The following is a 15,241-nucleotide window of genomic DNA, read 5'->3' as shown; positions in this document are numbered from 1 at the left end:
CGAAAGGCGAGTAAAAAGGAGCTCATTAAGCTGATGACAAAAATACTTGTCGTAGATGATGAATTTAGTATAGCCAGCGCGATTGCTTATGCATTGCGCAGGGAAGGCCACACGGTTGAAACGGCCGGAGACGGTCAGGAGGCGCTTGATCGCGTCGAATCGTTCGATCCGGATGTCATGGTGCTTGATGTCATGATGCCGAAGCTTAACGGATATGATGTATGCCGGCGGCTTGGCGATCGTCAGCGGCCGGCGATCCTGCTGTTGACGGTAAAAGATGACATTGTCGATAAAGTGCTGGGCCTGGAGCTCGGCGCCGATGATTACATGACCAAGCCGTTTGATATGCGGGAGCTTATTGCCAGGGTTAAAGCCTTGTCCCGGCGCAGCCGAGCGCATGAAACGGCAGAAGCGCCTGCTTCTCAAGAGAAGCTCGTCCGTCTTGCCGGCCTGTCGATTAACTTGTTAAGCCGTACCGTTCAGGCCGATGACAAGCAGCTGGAGCTGACGCCGAAGGAGTTCGACCTGCTGGCATTGCTGGCGCGAAATCCGGAGCGGGTATTTTCCAGAGAAGATTTGCTCGAGCAGGTGTGGGATATGGGATTTGCGGGCGGAACGCGAACGGTGGATATTCATGTACAGCGCCTTCGGAAAAAGCTGGGCGATTGGCATGAAGTCATTCAGACCGTATACGGGATCGGCTACAAAAGCACGGAGAACCCGTCATGAGCCAAGCCCGGCTGCGCATTGGCCTGAAATGGAAGGCGGCGCTTCTGCTTGCCCTGCTCCTCATCTCGATTCTCGTCGTGCTGAGCTCGCTGGTGCTCGCAGGCATAAGGGAGGACCAGCGCGTCCGTCTGGAGCATACATTCGCTCAGGAAGCGGAGGCGGCCAATGTACGGACGCATCAGGACTATCTAGTGAACGCCAACCGGTCGCCGGACGACTATATGGAGCTGTCGGGCCAGCAGCTGGCGGTGGATCTCGGCGCCCGAAGCGGGATGGCGGTCACGCTGTATAAGCTTGACGGTACGCTTGCCGGCACGTCGCTGCCGTTTCAGCCGAAGGCGGATGTTCAGGATGCGTTGACCTATACGGCGAAAGGAAGGTCGGCTTACATAACGGAAGGCGACCAGCTATTATACTTGGCCCCCCTCTATCTGATGGACGAGCAGATCGGTACCATTCAGTTTCACGCCTCCCTTGCGGAGCAGCATGCATTCTATCATCGGATCCAGAGATTGTTTGTCGTCACCGGAGCGGCGGTATTGATTGCCGGATTCCTCATCGGCTATCTGTACGTATGGCGTCAGGCGCATATCATCGGCAAGCTGAATAGGGCCGCACAGAAGATCGGCGAAGGAGAGTATCTGAACGAACCGACGGTAAAGCGGGGGGATGAGCTTGGCGAGCTGGCTCAAGGCATCTACGAGATGAGCGGCAGAATCTCCTCCTCGGTCCGTCAGCTGACGGAGGAGAAGCAGAAGCTGCTTGAGGCCGTTGCAAGATTGGAGGAGCTGGAACAGCAGCAGAAGCAATTTATCGGGAACATCAGTCATGAACTGAAAACCCCGCTCACCTCCATTATCGCATACGCGGATCTGCTTGAAATGTACCGGGACGATTCGGATTTATTGGAGGAAGCGAGGGAGCGGATTCGCGAGGAGGCGGGCCGGCTGTACAGCCTGGTGGAGAAGTCGCTCCAGCTGTCGTCTCTGGATATTTATGATTTTCAAACAAAGGCCGAAATCGTTCAGATCGTGCCCATCCTGCATGAGGCTGCTGAACGACTTCAAGCCAAGGCGGAGCAACTCAGCGTGACCATCCATACCTCGCTGACGGAAGGAACGGTTTGGGCAGATCCGGACAATTTGATGCATATCGTGCTGAATCTGCTGGATAACGGGATGAAATACAACAAGCCCGGCGGAACCGTAACGATTGCCAATCACCGCGCTGTGGACCCGCAAGGCGCGGAGCAAATGGTCATTACGATCAAAGATACGGGAATCGGCATACCGGAGGAAGCCAAGGACAGGATTTTCGATCCGTTCTACACGGTAAGCAGCGACCGGTCGAGAGCCCGCGGCGGGACGGGGTTAGGATTGTCGCTTGTACGCAGCCTGGCCGAGAAACAGCACGGCACCGTGCAGCTGATGCATTCAGGCCCTGAAGGATCTGCCTTTGCCGTTACCCTTCCGATTCACCGGCCCGATACAGCACCGGATTATTTGCTCGAAAGTTAGCTCAGACTTGTATTAAGGTCTGGGCTTTTTTTATCTCTATTGGATCGTTACCGCTGGATGATCAGCGATGTTTACAAGTTCGTTACAAGCCGGATATGTTTTGGAGATATCCGTTCTTTATACTTAAGCTCAGGCAGGGAAACATACGGCGGCTGCCGGATTAAGAGGACAGCGCCGAGCTCCTTGGCAAAGGGCATAGGAGGAACCAGCTTATGAAGCGTCATGTAGGACCACTTGGTTTGAAGCTGCTTGCCACGTTTGTCGTCATGTCGTTGATCGCAGCATGCCAGTCGCAGGGACGGCTGACCATTGTCGAACCGAGCGGCAGTCAACCTCCAGAGCAGAGCGCACCGGATTCGGGAGGCAGGCAAGGGGAGCGTAAGCTTACGGTCGTGGAGGGATCGTCCGGGCCAAATGATCAGCAACTAAAGGTGGACGGAACGCATCGGATATCAGCTGCCAACATTGAAGCTTGGCTGTCGGAGGATGAGGTTCGGATTACATTGACGGAAATGGTGAAGGCGGCTACCGAAACGGAGGAGCCGGAATTTGCGTACACCACGGCGACCGTGAATTTACGTACCGGTGAACGCCGCGAGCTTTCGAAGCGGGAGATACAGCCGCCCGCATCACAGCTCGTCAAAGAGCAGGTGTCGCCGGATGGAAAATACAGCTTCGTCCAGAAGTGGAGGGATAAGTACACAGCCGACAATTTCATCAAGAACTTGCAAACGGGTGAGCTGATACCGGTCAAGGGCGATAATTACATGGAGATCGGAGGCTGGCTGGATTCGGATACGTACGTGCTGGCTGCCGGTTCAATGCAAGGGAGAGGGGATGTCCGGCTCATTGCATCAGACGGCTCCTATTCGGTCATGCAAATTGAGGATGAGCATGTTGAATCCTACCTTTCGTTCGGTGCAAGCAAGGGGCGGATCTATTATACGGATATGAACCATGTTCTTAAGGTTATTGAACCTGGTCAGACGGAGCCGGTGCATTTGATCGATCATGTATGGAGCTTCGAAATCTCCCCGAATGGCGAATATATCGCGGTAACGACGACGGCGGAGTCCGCCGGGGATCAGGGCAGTGAGCTGTTGATCTATGACGCGTCCGGCAGCTTGCAGGGCTCCCTGATCGGCAAAGGGAACTTGATATCCTATGTATCTTGGTCAGCGGATTCAACAAAACTTGCCTTCGATGTGTATTCCGAGAATGAGAGCGGGATGAATGGCGTATATGTGTTCGACACGGCTTCCGGGAAGGTGACTTGGCTGGCCCCTTACTATTCATCGGTTCATCCGGCAGCGCACCCTGTATACCCACTCAGTTGGAGCCCCTCCGGAAAGAAACTTGGAATTACGACGGAGGATAAGGAGAGCTTGCTGGTGACACAGGTTGTTGAGTTTAGATGATCGTTCCAAAATAAAAAAATGTAAAAATATGGATTGTATTTATATCAGAAAGGGATGATGAGATCATGAAGCATAAAAAATCGATCATAACACTGGCTGTATTGGGAATGACCTTAAGTGGAGCTGCTGGCGTATTTGCAGGGGCAAATCTGCAGAAAATTACCGCGTACTTGAACCACAGCATCAGCATCAAAGTGGATGGCAAGGTCTATGATACGAGCAAAAATATGACGCCAATCACGTATAAAAATACGACCTATCTGCCGGTGCGGGCGATCGCGGATGTGCTGGACGTACCGGTTCGGTATGATGCAATGAACCGGCAAGTGGTGATCGGAACCGGGACGGACCAAGGTCAGTCCAACGAGCTTGTATCTGTAAAATACAGTGAAACGCAGCTGCGGGAAATCCGGAACGCGTTCGCAAAATTCGATGGATTTGAAACAGCTTATGCTCCTGTCCAAATGGTGGAGGGGGACGCCTATCGTAAAACAGTGGCATCGGGAGATGGAGTTAACCTCGTGTTCGAGCACATGACGGTCAATATCTCGCCAAGAGATTATTCGCACGGTTATAACAGCAAGCCGGTCACTTTATCTAACGGTACGAAGGCAAAATGGTATACCCCGGACGATACCGCCATGCTCGGTTTTCAATTGGATGACCGATTCGTCACGATTAGCTCTCCGGATCACTCCCTAAGTCAATCGCAGCTGGAAAAGATTGCGGTCCATGTTGTCAAAACGAAATAACGGAGACCCATTTCAATGGAGAAAATGTGCCTGCAAGCACCTGAAACGGTTAGCCTTGCAGGCTTTTTTTGACGTAATATTTCCTGGGCAATCTGAATCAAATTTGGGAAGGAAGTATGATATGATGTAATGTAATGGAAGGGTATAATTTGGATGATGTTGTAAATTTAGTATTTTAATAGAAACGATTGATAGAAAGGATATGAATGCGAAATGATGACTTTAATTGTTATTTTATTGTTCGTAGGATTGGCAGGCATCATAAGCAACCAATATTCCGGGCTGCGCCGAATGGAGCAGATGCAGCGTTCGCTTGACCAGCTGAATCAACAACTGCAGGATTTGAATCGTAAAGAATAACTCAGAGATTTCCATGAACAAATGTCGACTAGGCCTACGAACGAGCCTCCTAAACTGACTCTGCCTGATGAGGCGAACGCTTATTTGAGGTAGGAGGAGTTGCTCACGACCTCCTTTGCATCGTCCCTGGATGTCTATTGGATTGCAGCCTTAAACAGCGGAAGGAGCAGCATGATGCTGCTCCTTCCGTGATTATCCTTCACGCTGCAGCAGAAGGTACCCGCTGATCGGGGAGGTCTGCTTGCGGAAGACGATTTTAAATCCTACATCGTTATCCAGTAAGCAGGCCAGCGCCGTACGAAGCAGGGCATTCGGTCTCAAATCGCTGCGGCAAGGGACAGCGCTGCCGATCACGCGGGCTGCGACGATTCGGCGGGCGGAGCCGGGAACCAGAGGGTTTCTTGACCAGCTGATCAGCACCAGGTCTGGCTGAGGAACGGCATCGACTTGACTCATTGGCTTCACCTCAATATATGAAAATAGGATTTCCATATATTAAATGAGAGGTTTATAGAAGATGTGCTACGCAAGGGTGGAAATTGGATATATCATGAACAAACAACACGACGATATTAGATCTGCAGAGGGACGGAACGATGTATTTTGGCCAGATGTTGATTTATTGGTTTGTTGTTGAAGGATACCATGGATAATTCTTTCTCCGGCACACAGGTTAGGTATCTTTTAAACCGTTTGATACCGGCTTTGATAGGATCCCTTATGCTATGATGTGCTTAAAGGCCATTTACCGTCATTGGAATAAATCGACTTAAGCACGGCCGAAACAATGGTTACAGATTAAGGGGGATTTCATGAGTATTGAGCTTAGGCCGGTGGATGCGAATAACTGGGAAGCGTGTATTCAACTAAAAGCCAAGCCGGAGCAGGCCGGCTTTATTGCCTCTAATCTTTATTCAATTGCCCAGGTTCAGTTTCTCGAAGGCTTTGTGGCGATGGCCATTTATGCGGAAGAGACGATGGTCGGATTTACGATGTATGGTCCGGATGAGGATGATGGTAACTACTGGATTTATCGATTGATGATCGATGCGAAATATCAAGGGCGCGGGTATGGCAGGCAAGCTCTCCAGCAGGTTGTCGATCATATTCGCTCGAAACCAGACCGAACCGATGTTATCATGCTGAGCTATCACCCGGATAACAAGCATGCCAGCGCACTCTATGCGCAAGCGGGATTCGAGGAAATCGGAATCATGCCGTGGTCGATGGGGGAGGTTGTGGCCAAGCTTGATCTTTCGGGCAGCCTGAGCGCTGGAAATGAATCGAAGGACAACTAGATTGATGCGAAATGAGGATGAAACTATGACAATAGCGTATCATCGGGTAACGACAGAAGATGCAGCGGTTTTATCCGCATTGTTCACAGAATTTGTCGGGAAGGAATCCGATATAGAAGCGATGAAGCAGCAAATCGAACGACTATCCGCGAAGCCGGAATATTATGTAGCCGGCGCTTATCGGAATGAGAAGCTGGTCGGGACTGCCATGGGTATCGTATGCATAGATCTTGTGGGGAACTGCAAACCGTTCTTGCTCATTGAGAATGTCGTCGTTTCACCAGATGCCCAAGGGAAAGGAGTCGGGAAAGGATTAATGCAGGAACTGCAGCGTTTTGCCGAAGAGCATCAGTGCAATTATATGATCCTGGCTTCGAGCAACGAGCGGGCGGATGCCCATCGCTTCTATGAGTCGATCGGATTTGCCGGAGCCAAACGAGGCTTTATGAAAACCTTAAATGCGGGTTGAACAATGCAATGAATGGCTGGCGGCAGGATGGCTTGGAACACTTATCTCCCCCTGCAGCGGGTCGATTCGACCGCTGAGGGGGAGGTTTGTGTTAGCCTGCTTTTTAGTCATTATTAGGCTCTTATTAAGGATCCGCTTTCCCTTAGCTCCCCTGCAGGGATTGAAAGTTTAGGGATGTTTTCCTTTTAAAAAGGGAAAGGCTGAAGCCTGCTTCGGACAGGGCGTATCCGGGAGGATTATGGTGTTCCCGGCGTAGGAAGCTGATGCGTTGCGCCTTTTTGCATCAGGCTTGACAGTGACTCGGGCTCGAGATAGGTTACGGATTCGTTGACTCCGACATCGAGCCCTCCGTTATTGTACATAATCCCAATCTGATGAGTGCCTGCCGGGGACGCAATCCCTAATGCGCGGCCGTTCGTAGCCGTACCGTTCAAACCTTGATTATTCCCGGGCGTGAAGACGGCCAGCAGCTGCGACGGGTCCAGCGCCTCATCTGTAATTTCATAGTTTTCCAGAAAATCCTGCATCGTCAGCTCATAACAGCAGGGCTGTTTCTTAATCCAGATGACCTTGGCTTCACCTGGGCGCAGGGTCGTGTCCGTACTGTACTGATCCTTCGTGATCGTCCAGCGATTGGATTTGGATTTATCGAATGGCCGGGCAGGATCGTAGTAGTAATAGATTTGATATCCTTCCAAATCGATGGTACGGTCCGTCGGATTAAACACCTCGACATAATTGTAGTTCCCCTGCTCGTTCGAGTTCGCAACCACCTCGGTGATGTGAAGGGAGGTCGTCAAGGGCTGTTTTGGCACCGTATCCTCGGTTGTTTTGCTTGCTTTTTGCAGGATGGCTTCGATCATGACAGGATAGTGGTCGCTTGGATACTGGCCGTTCTCGTGCTCGTCGATGATCGTGCTGTGCAGGACATTCCACCCTGTGCTGTGCAGAATCCAGTCGATGCGGTTATCGCTGCCTCCACCGGTGGGATCCTTGTAATTGTGGAACGTTCCCAAGTGATCGTTGGTCCGTTTTTTGGCACTGAGATGGCCGTCCATCAGTCCGCTGCCGGTAAATATCGAATGCGTATCGCTGCCCGGTCGCGTATTGAAGTCCCCGGTGATCACAACAGGAATGTCCTTGTCAAAGGCTGCAAGCTTATCCATGATCAGCTCAGCGCTTTTCTGGCGGGAGTTCTCCGATTGGTGGTCGAGATGCGTATTCACCATATAAAAGGTTTTGCCGCTGCGCAGGTCCTGGAAACGAACCCAAGTGACCATGCGCGGAATTTGGTTGCCCCAGCTTGCCGAGCTGATGATCTGAGGCGTATCCGACAGCCAGAAGTGGGACTGCTCCAGGGGCTTCAGCCGTTCCTTGTTATAAAAAATCGCCATATACTCCCCTAAGCTTCCGCCCTCCCGTCCAACGCCGATCCAGTCATAACCGGGAAGGTCAGACTCAAGATCGACGATTTGTCGGTGTAGGCCTTCTTGGGTCCCGATGATGTGCGGCTGCTGGTTCAAAATCAGTTGCTTCATAACGGGACGCCGCTTCTCCCAAGGCTGGCTGTCATTGGCCGCATAGCGCAGATTAAAGCTCATAATCCGCAAGGGGCCAGATGAAGCTTCTGTATCTTCCGCTGCATGCGGTTCTCCTGCTGCAGCCAGCGATCCGGTCGAAAGTAACATGAGCACGATCATAATGGGGGTTATCCTCCTTGCCCACTTCATTCATCCTCTTCCTCCTTTTATCTTATGGACGTTCGATCACTCCGATGACGAAGGCCCACCTCCTTTCTTATTCGCCCTTATCATAACCCATGTTGGCGGGGCGTCGTATTTACATTTTTTTAGGTTTTGACCGCTTTTATATATTGTAAGCTTCGCAGGTACGTTAATGATCAGAAGGAGCGGAACGTCTCCATGAAGAATAGGTCCTGTGTGATAAAAAAACATGCTCGGTAGGAGTTGGTTATAACGGTGGAGCAGGTTCAAGCGGATAGGATGATTTTGGAGGATTTACTTGTTTCGATTCAACGCGACATGGGTCTTGTCGTTCATGAGGCGATTTCGATTCGCCGGGGCTGGCTGAATCTGAAATGGAAATTGGAGACGGATCAGGGGACATATCTTCTGAAGCAATATAACCGGGATCGATTTAAGCTGTATGATGAGGAAGTGCTGCTGATGGCGTTTTCACAGCAGATCCGCTTGCGAACTAGAGGGGTGAAATGCCCGGCGTTGCTTACGAATGAGGGACGTTATTTCCTGAAGTCGGATCAGGGCGAGCGTTTCATGGTTATGGAATTCTGTGAAGGGCAGCTGGTTGCTCCCGGGGGAACGAATGCCGATCAAATGCGGGCGTTGGGGAGAGAGGTCGCCCTCATGCATCGGGTATTGAACGATGGCTCGCTCGGAGTGAAGGACAAGCCGCAATTCGTTCCCCCTAGCCGCATGGAGCGTCTTGACTATTGGAAGAGAGCCATGGAGCAAGCCGCGGAGAGTGAGATCCCGGAAGTACTCACGGCCCTGGAAACCCAGTATACTGCAACGGAACGGTTTCGGGATGAGTTGAACCCCATGCAGCCCGGATGGGCTCATCGCGATGTATGGGTCGATAATTTGTTGTTTCGACCTGCAGGGGTGGCGGCCATTCTTGATTTTGACCGGCTCAACTACGATTATCCGCAGCTGGATATCGCACGCGCCGTCCTATCATGCGCGCTCCATTCGGAGCTGGATGTAGTCTTGGTTTCCGCCTTTATGGAAGGCTACCGTGAAGAACGGGAAGTGCCGGAAGGCTATCTCGTTCAAGGCATTCGCTGGCTGTGGTATATGGAGAGCGTGTGGTGGGTCAACGCTAACATTCTTGAGCATCAAGGGCCCCCGGCCCGTTTTGCATGGGAAATGGACTGGCTTGCGAAGCATTTGGACATGCTGCCGGAGCTGCTGGAACAGGTATGAGAACTTGTGAAGGAGGGAACCTGTGGGCGGCTGTTTGTTTGCAACAGTTCAACCGGAAGTTGAGAAGGGGAGAGCGACTGCTCTACTTCCGCGTTATACACCTTCGATTAGGCATTGGTTATAGTGGATTCATCAAAGGAAAGTGTGGTGGTCTTGCAAGATGGATCAGGCGTACAATGTGATAAGCGGAAATATTGTCAGACTCAGAAAACAGCTCGGTTTGACACAGGAGCAGCTGGCCGGGAGGCTCGGGGTTACCTATCAAGCGGTCAGCAAGTGGGAGAATGGGCAGTCTTGTCCGGACATTATGCTCATTCCAATGCTTGCTGATCTGTTCGGCATCACGATTGACGAGTTATTCGGCAGGTTGGAATATCCTATCGATTTGCGTAACGGGCTTATCCTAGAATATCTGTTTAACAAGGAAATTAAGGATAGCAGCGGCGGCGGGCACCATGGTTTGCAGTCAGAGGTAAGTTACGGCCCGGATCGGTTCGGTCGAAAAGAGAGTGCCTTGACTTTGGATGGAAGAGAAGTTTCGTTGAGATTAGGCAGCCGCCGACTCTTCCTCAGGAAGCATTCTCGATCTCCGTGTGGTGTCGTTATGACGAGCAGACCGTGTTCCGGGGCTGGCATAGCGCTATCCTCTCTCAGGACGGGCATAACCGGAATCGGGTTCTTCAGCTTAGCACGAAGGATACGGGCATCGTCTTACACGGCTTCCTGCGTGAGCCGGATCTCTCATTCCCGGCCAAGATTGTAAAGGATCAGTGGTACCATGTGGTGGTTACCTATTCAGTCTCCCGGTATCGGATGTACGTAAACGGCATTCTGAGCTCAGAACGACCAGGAAGCTTTACGCCTTGTCATCAAGAGCCGTTGTATATTGGCAGAAAATCGACGGACGAACCTTACTTCTTCTTTCGGGGCAGTATTGACGATCTTCGTATTTACAATCGAGCGCTTCATGCAGGCGAGGTGAAGGCCCTGTGCTATGAGGGGGGATTCAAGCCGATCCCTCTGTCATCTGCGATGGAGGAAGAAACGGATGAGCCTGTTCTTGAGACTTTAGAGGATATCCGCATGACCTTTCCTGAGACGGAGCTTCACGCTGCTGCGGACTGGTATCGTACATACTTTGGTTTCAAGACATTAATGGAAGAACCGGGCTTTTACATGCTCACATTATATAACAGTCCAAATCTGATCTTGGAATGTGCTCCCCGGGGTAACAATGCCACATCCTACGAGGCTTCATTTATTTTCAAAACCAATCGGGAAATCGAGGAGCTGCGCACTTATCTATCAGCCGCTGGTGCGGCGGTTGAGGAGACCCGGGATGAAGGCTTTGCCTGGTTTTTGGATGTAATCGATCCATTCGGCCGGAAGTGGATGCTCCTTCGTGAGAAGGAGACGATCTGAGGGGAAAGGAAAGAAGGGGCGGGGGCTGTACGATTCCTATAGGGGATCGAGAGGATGCTTGCGATTCATGTTTGTTAAAGGTAAACTGGCGATATCCATCCAATTATTTAGAACTAGGAAGTTTGACGAACAATTATAATGAAAACTCACCTCAGAACCCGCCCGTGACATTTGGCCATAGGCGGTTTTTTTATGGTATGAGGCCGCTAGGAGGATCAGACATGGCAGACAACGGGAGAGTAATGGTGGTCAACGTATCCATCGTCCATGAAGACAGGGTACTTCTCATTCAGGAGAATAAACCTTTTGTAAGGCATAAGTGGAGCTTTCCAGGCGGTCGAATCGAGAAGGGAGAGCCTATTCAAGCGGCTGCCGTACGGGAAGTCAAGGAAGAGACAGGATATGATGTCCGGCTGACGGGAACCACCGGCGTATATGAGTTTATTAGCAGCTTGAACAGTCATGTCGTCCTGTTTCACTTTGTCGGGGAAATGGCAGGGGAGGCTCTTCGGCCTGCTCCGGATGAGATTCAGGATAGCCGCTGGGTACGACTGCAGGATCTTACTAGTGGACACATCGATTATCGGGACGCGGGGGTAATGCGGCAGATTTCCGACAACCTTCTGGCTGGTAATATATTGCCGTTAACGGTGTTTAATCCGTCCTTATTCTGAGCGTGTTTTTCGAGGAGAAATCTTAACTTGCAAAAGAGGAGCTGAACACAGCAATGGGAATGTCGGATTATTACAAAGCATTGAGAGAGAAGATTGGGAACCAGCTGATTTTTATGCCAAGCGTGGCAGGTATTATCCGGAATGAACAAGGTCATATTTTGTTTGGGCGTAAGCACCGGGAGTCCCAGTGGGGATTAATCGCCGGCTCGATCGAATTAGGAGAGCTGCCAGCAGATGCCATGGTCCGGGAGGCGAAGGAAGAGACGGGCCTTGACGTAATTCCTGAACGGATTCTCGGGGTCTACGGCGGAGAGGAGCGCCGGTATACCTATGGCAATGGACACCAGGTGGAGTATCTGACCATTGTGTTTGCATGCAAGGTCATTTCGGGTGAGGATAAAGTGGGCAGCATGCAGTAGGAGTTCGGATTGGAGCTAATGAGAAGGCTTTGAGTTGGCTGTGAATGGTGCGCGGTGAGGAACCGGCTAGCATGTAATGGGGGTGAGGAGATAATGTCATCTGAATATCAAGTAAGATGGAATCCGCATGCCCTCGTGCTCGGACTTATCACTGCTTTCTACCTGATCGCCTATGGAATCGGGATCCGGCTCATCTACCACCTTCAAGCCGAAATGACATTCGGCACGGTACTGTTTGCCTCGTTGCCAATCATAACGCTATGGTCTGCGCTTTATATGATCGCTCGGGTGTCATGGATAAAGCTGCATAAACAGCATTTGTGGTTTACTGCAAGCATCGGTGTGATTCTATTATTTTTCTCTTTATATGCCTTATCACAGACTCAGTCGGAGCATCGATTTGACTATAACCGATGGGTCGGTTATCCGGAACAGCGCGCACAGATGGTCGATGCGATGTTGAAGGAGCATGATCTGATCGGATTAACGCAAGCGGAGATCATGAATGCTCTCGGTGCTAACGATAATGCCATGTGGAGCGTGAATGAAACCGATCATGCTGTGTATAATCTGGGGGCCGGAAAAGAAGATGGCCGAAACGAGTGGTTGTTTATCAACTTTGATGATCATGGGTTCGTGCAAAGCATAGAGATTCTCACAAGACCGCCAATACCAAGAACGTAAACCGATTGGATTTATTGCGATGTGTAATGATCACCGATTCCGTAGGCACCAAGGAAGGCTTATCCATGAATCCTCTGACCGATTGTTAGACGGATAGAGTATAGCCTACAAGGAAGTAGGTGTGTCAACCCAATAGGGTATCATGCACATCATAACGGCCGGGAAACCGGAGAATCCGCCGCTGCTCCTCTTTAACGGTACAGGAGATCATTCGGCTCTGATGTGGATCTTCAACGCTAGGGTGCTGTCTGCCAGCTATCATGTGCAGGTAAGCTTGAGCGAGGGGGGATAAATGAGGATGAAACGATATGCAGGTCTGTTCATCAATGCGCTGGTCTGCTTGATTCTGGTTTTGCTCGGAAATGCGATGACACCTAGACCCGGCGTCAGTTCAGGTAACGGGAATCCGGCTATACTCCTGCTCATCCCGCTTGGCATTCTTTTTTCGGTGTTGGTTTATCAATGGATTCGTATACTGAAAAATGTGAAGATGGCCCCCAGCGTTTCAAGCTTGCTGATCATAGCTCTTGCCGGCTATATCATTGCTGGATATGCCTATCAGCTGCACAGGCTCGACATTTACAGGGAGATCCAAGCAGCGGCATTCGAATCAAGATATGGTGAAGCAGACTGGGCTCATATCGAATCCATTACGGACGGTATTTTATCGATCCATATGAATAATCAGTTCTTTAATTGGAACACGTATTTCATGATGATTGCCTTCTCGCTTTTACTATGTTTTTTATACAAACTGATACAGGGAATGATGTACACAAAGCAAGGAGCTTCCGCGAAGAAATAAATTTGTAAGCAGGGTGGATACAATTTCTGGGGCAAGTGTAGTAGGCGATAAGCTGGCTTTAATTTTATAATCCTGTAAACGGTAGTTTACCAAGTGATGTTAGCTTTCTTTCAAATAACTTTTTGGAAAACACCTAGCCGTCATTGTGCTATAATTGGATCAGGTTAAGATCAGGAGGCGTTTGAGATGAAAACAACAATTATAAACGGGCAAACCAATATGGGGATTAACGCATAATTGCCCTTAAACTGCGTGTTTCCCCGTCTATACAAAGGGGAATATCGATTTGAAAGCATGGATTTTGCAGCAGTATGATTACCACGTATGGGCAAACCGTAAGGTTTGCGAATATTTACAAGGGCTTTCGGAGGAAGTATATCGCAAGAAGATTGTCAGTGTCTTTCCATCCATTTACGACACGATGGTTCACATCTATGTCATTGATTCCGGATGGCTGTCGTTCTTTAAAGCGGGCGGAGTCACGGAAATGTCGCCTGCGTATCTGGAGAATTTGAAGGAGTCGATCGATCGGCTTGTTGCGGAAACGGAAGGAAAGCGAATCGAAGAGCTCGGACAGTTAATGGATGATTTGGCGGTGCGATTCCGGCAGTTCATCGAGTTGCATGAAAATCTCGAAACCGTTTATCCGTCCGGAGACTTTAAAGCCAGATCCCTAGAATATATCCAGCATGTGGTTAATCACGGGACGTACCACAGGGGCAATGTAACCGCCATGCTTAGACAAATCGGACATCCCGGTACGCCTACCGACTATGGTTATTATTTGTACACCTTAAGCCATTAAGTGCGCTAGTCTTGAAATGGAGAAAAGCCAGGAACTTCGCGTTTCGGGCTTATCTTCATTTGTCCCACCGCACCGTTTCCGTCATCGGCACAAGAGGAGGATTGTAGTCGCTTTCGTGTCCATTATTTATCCTGATTTGTGCCATTAGACAGCCTCGGCAGTAGAATTAAGCACCAATTGAAATACAAAATTCACCATGTTTTTTTTAACATATGAATTTCATATCAATTTAGCGCACACTCCTTGGGAGGAGTGTGCGCTTTTTTGCGGTCTGGAGGAGGATGTTCTATGAAACCATTTCAGTCGGAGGGCCGCTTGGCCTGGTTTACGGGACCTGACGGTATGGATTGTTGTATCATCGCACGCGATTAGATATGTTAGGCTAAACCATATAGCTAAGCTAATGTGTTTAGGCTATACGGGAGACCCGGTCCCCGGCATTTAGAAAAAAGTCTCAATCAGGATTCGACGGCTCGCCATGAACGGAATATCCAGTTTGCCCTATTTACCGCCAAAAGGTCGAACAGTCAGCTTTATCCATCATATTAAATTCGATCATTTTCTCAAGCAGTGAGAAATCAACCGGTTGATCCCACCGTATACGCAGCAATTCCTTGGTGTGACCATAGCCGGCTTGCGCAATTTCATCAGCGAATTGACTAATCCCGGCCCGTTCAGGGGAAACAGCCAGATGCTGTTTAGATACGCTAAAGCCAATAATATATGTGCCATGATCGGTAAACATGGGCTGATTCCATGCAATTTTAGGCACTAAATTAGGGAATTTCGAAGCGACCCAACCGATCACTTCTTCCGTTCGTGCACGATGCTGCGGGTTATCGATACGCTCTAAAAATTCTTTAAAAACTTCCATGTTGTACCCTCCTAAGATCAATACGTCAATCATTCGTTTTACAAACCTGAAA

Annotated in this window: 18 protein-coding genes and 1 pseudogene; 16 read left to right on the top strand and 3 right to left on the bottom strand. The window is 50.0% G+C overall.

Annotated features, from left to right (window positions below):
• Positions 1-33 precede the first annotated feature (33 nt).
• The 5 genes from NST08_RS20160 to NST08_RS20140 all read left to right on the top strand — a co-directional run bounded on the left by NST08_RS20160 (position 34) and on the right by NST08_RS20140 (position 4,776).
• On the top strand, positions 34-729 hold the full coding sequence (locus tag NST08_RS20160; protein WP_007127936.1) for a response regulator transcription factor: 696 nt from the start codon (positions 34-36) through the stop codon (positions 727-729).
• Positions 726-2,246, top strand: coding sequence for a sensor histidine kinase (locus NST08_RS20155; protein ID WP_341342214.1), 1,521 nt, complete (start codon positions 726-728; stop codon positions 2,244-2,246). The genes NST08_RS20160 and NST08_RS20155 overlap by 4 nt, the downstream gene beginning before the upstream one ends.
• A 212-nt stretch (positions 2,247-2,458) precedes the next feature.
• Positions 2,459-3,664, top strand: coding sequence for a WD40 repeat domain-containing protein (locus tag NST08_RS20150; RefSeq protein ID WP_210094751.1), 1,206 nt, complete (start codon positions 2,459-2,461; stop codon positions 3,662-3,664).
• Between the two features lie 65 nt (positions 3,665-3,729).
• A complete protein-coding gene (locus tag NST08_RS20145) occupies positions 3,730-4,416 on the top strand; it encodes a stalk domain-containing protein (protein ID WP_210094750.1) in 687 nt (228 codons plus the stop codon).
• Between the two features lie 213 nt (positions 4,417-4,629).
• Positions 4,630-4,776, top strand: a complete 147-nt coding sequence (locus NST08_RS20140; RefSeq protein WP_210094749.1) for a hypothetical protein — start codon at positions 4,630-4,632, stop codon at positions 4,774-4,776.
• Positions 4,777-4,968: 192 nt separating this feature from the next.
• Here the strand turns inward: NST08_RS20140 and NST08_RS20135 are convergent, their stop codons facing one another.
• On the bottom strand, positions 4,969-5,232 hold the full coding sequence (locus tag NST08_RS20135; protein WP_210094748.1) for a hypothetical protein: 264 nt from the start codon (positions 5,230-5,232) through the stop codon (positions 4,969-4,971).
• A gap of 356 nt (positions 5,233-5,588) precedes the next feature.
• On the opposite strand from NST08_RS20135, the gene NST08_RS20130 reads away from it, so the two are divergent.
• Complete coding sequence (locus NST08_RS20130; RefSeq protein ID WP_007127942.1) at positions 5,589-6,074, top strand: GNAT family N-acetyltransferase; 486 nt, start codon at positions 5,589-5,591, stop codon at positions 6,072-6,074.
• Between the two features lie 25 nt (positions 6,075-6,099).
• Positions 6,100-6,543, top strand: a complete 444-nt coding sequence (locus tag NST08_RS20125) for a GNAT family N-acetyltransferase (protein ID WP_210094747.1) — start codon at positions 6,100-6,102, stop codon at positions 6,541-6,543.
• Between the two features lie 236 nt (positions 6,544-6,779).
• Here the strand turns inward: NST08_RS20125 and NST08_RS20120 are convergent, their stop codons facing one another.
• Positions 6,780-8,243 (bottom strand): endonuclease/exonuclease/phosphatase family protein, encoded by a 1,464-nt coding sequence (locus tag NST08_RS20120; protein ID WP_244869152.1) that lies wholly within the window; start codon positions 8,241-8,243, stop codon positions 6,780-6,782.
• 279 nt (positions 8,244-8,522) lie between these two features.
• Here NST08_RS20120 and NST08_RS20115 point away from each other — a divergent pair, with 279 nt between their 5' ends.
• The 9 genes and pseudogenes from NST08_RS20115 to NST08_RS20075 all read left to right on the top strand — a co-directional run bounded on the left by NST08_RS20115 (position 8,523) and on the right by NST08_RS20075 (position 14,315).
• Positions 8,523-9,506: a phosphotransferase gene (locus tag NST08_RS20115; protein WP_210094745.1), complete on the top strand. Its 984-nt coding sequence runs from the start codon at positions 8,523-8,525 to the stop codon at positions 9,504-9,506.
• A gap of 160 nt (positions 9,507-9,666) precedes the next feature.
• A pseudogene (locus NST08_RS20110) lies at positions 9,667-9,807 on the top strand (helix-turn-helix domain-containing protein); the annotation flags it as partial.
• Positions 9,808-10,097: 290 nt separating this feature from the next.
• The gene (locus tag NST08_RS20105; protein ID WP_244869151.1) at positions 10,098-10,928 is read left to right on the top strand and encodes a LamG domain-containing protein; all 831 of its coding nucleotides are present in this window, start codon (positions 10,098-10,100) and stop codon (positions 10,926-10,928) included.
• 221 nt (positions 10,929-11,149) lie between these two features.
• A complete protein-coding gene (locus NST08_RS20100) occupies positions 11,150-11,602 on the top strand; it encodes an NUDIX hydrolase (protein WP_341342213.1) in 453 nt (150 codons plus the stop codon).
• A 53-nt stretch (positions 11,603-11,655) separates the two neighbouring features.
• Positions 11,656-12,021: an NUDIX domain-containing protein gene (locus NST08_RS20095; RefSeq protein WP_210094743.1), complete on the top strand. Its 366-nt coding sequence runs from the start codon at positions 11,656-11,658 to the stop codon at positions 12,019-12,021.
• A 93-nt stretch (positions 12,022-12,114) separates the two neighbouring features.
• Positions 12,115-12,705 carry a hypothetical protein gene (locus tag NST08_RS20090; protein WP_210094742.1) on the top strand — a complete coding sequence of 197 codons (591 nt, stop codon included), beginning with the start codon at positions 12,115-12,117 and terminating at the stop codon, positions 12,703-12,705.
• A 142-nt stretch (positions 12,706-12,847) separates the two neighbouring features.
• Positions 12,848-12,997, top strand: a complete 150-nt coding sequence (locus tag NST08_RS20085) for a hypothetical protein (protein WP_007127950.1) — start codon at positions 12,848-12,850, stop codon at positions 12,995-12,997.
• 6 nt (positions 12,998-13,003) lie between these two features.
• Positions 13,004-13,510, top strand: coding sequence for a hypothetical protein (locus NST08_RS20080; protein WP_244869150.1), 507 nt, complete (start codon positions 13,004-13,006; stop codon positions 13,508-13,510).
• Positions 13,511-13,796: 286 nt separating this feature from the next.
• A complete protein-coding gene (locus tag NST08_RS20075; protein WP_210094740.1) occupies positions 13,797-14,315 on the top strand; it encodes a DinB family protein in 519 nt (172 codons plus the stop codon).
• Between the two features lie 505 nt (positions 14,316-14,820).
• Here the strand turns inward: NST08_RS20075 and NST08_RS20070 are convergent.
• On the bottom strand, positions 14,821-15,189 hold the full coding sequence (locus NST08_RS20070; RefSeq protein ID WP_007127953.1) for an iron chaperone: 369 nt from the start codon (positions 15,187-15,189) through the stop codon (positions 14,821-14,823).
• Positions 15,190-15,241 lie beyond the last annotated feature (52 nt).

Source organism: Paenibacillus sp. FSL K6-1566, assembly GCF_038050475.1.
Classification (GTDB): Bacteria; Bacillota; Bacilli; order Paenibacillales; family Paenibacillaceae; genus Paenibacillus_AQ; species Paenibacillus_AQ lactis.
The sequence above is the reverse complement of the archived record's forward strand: the minus strand, read 5'-3'. Positions and strand labels throughout refer to the sequence as shown.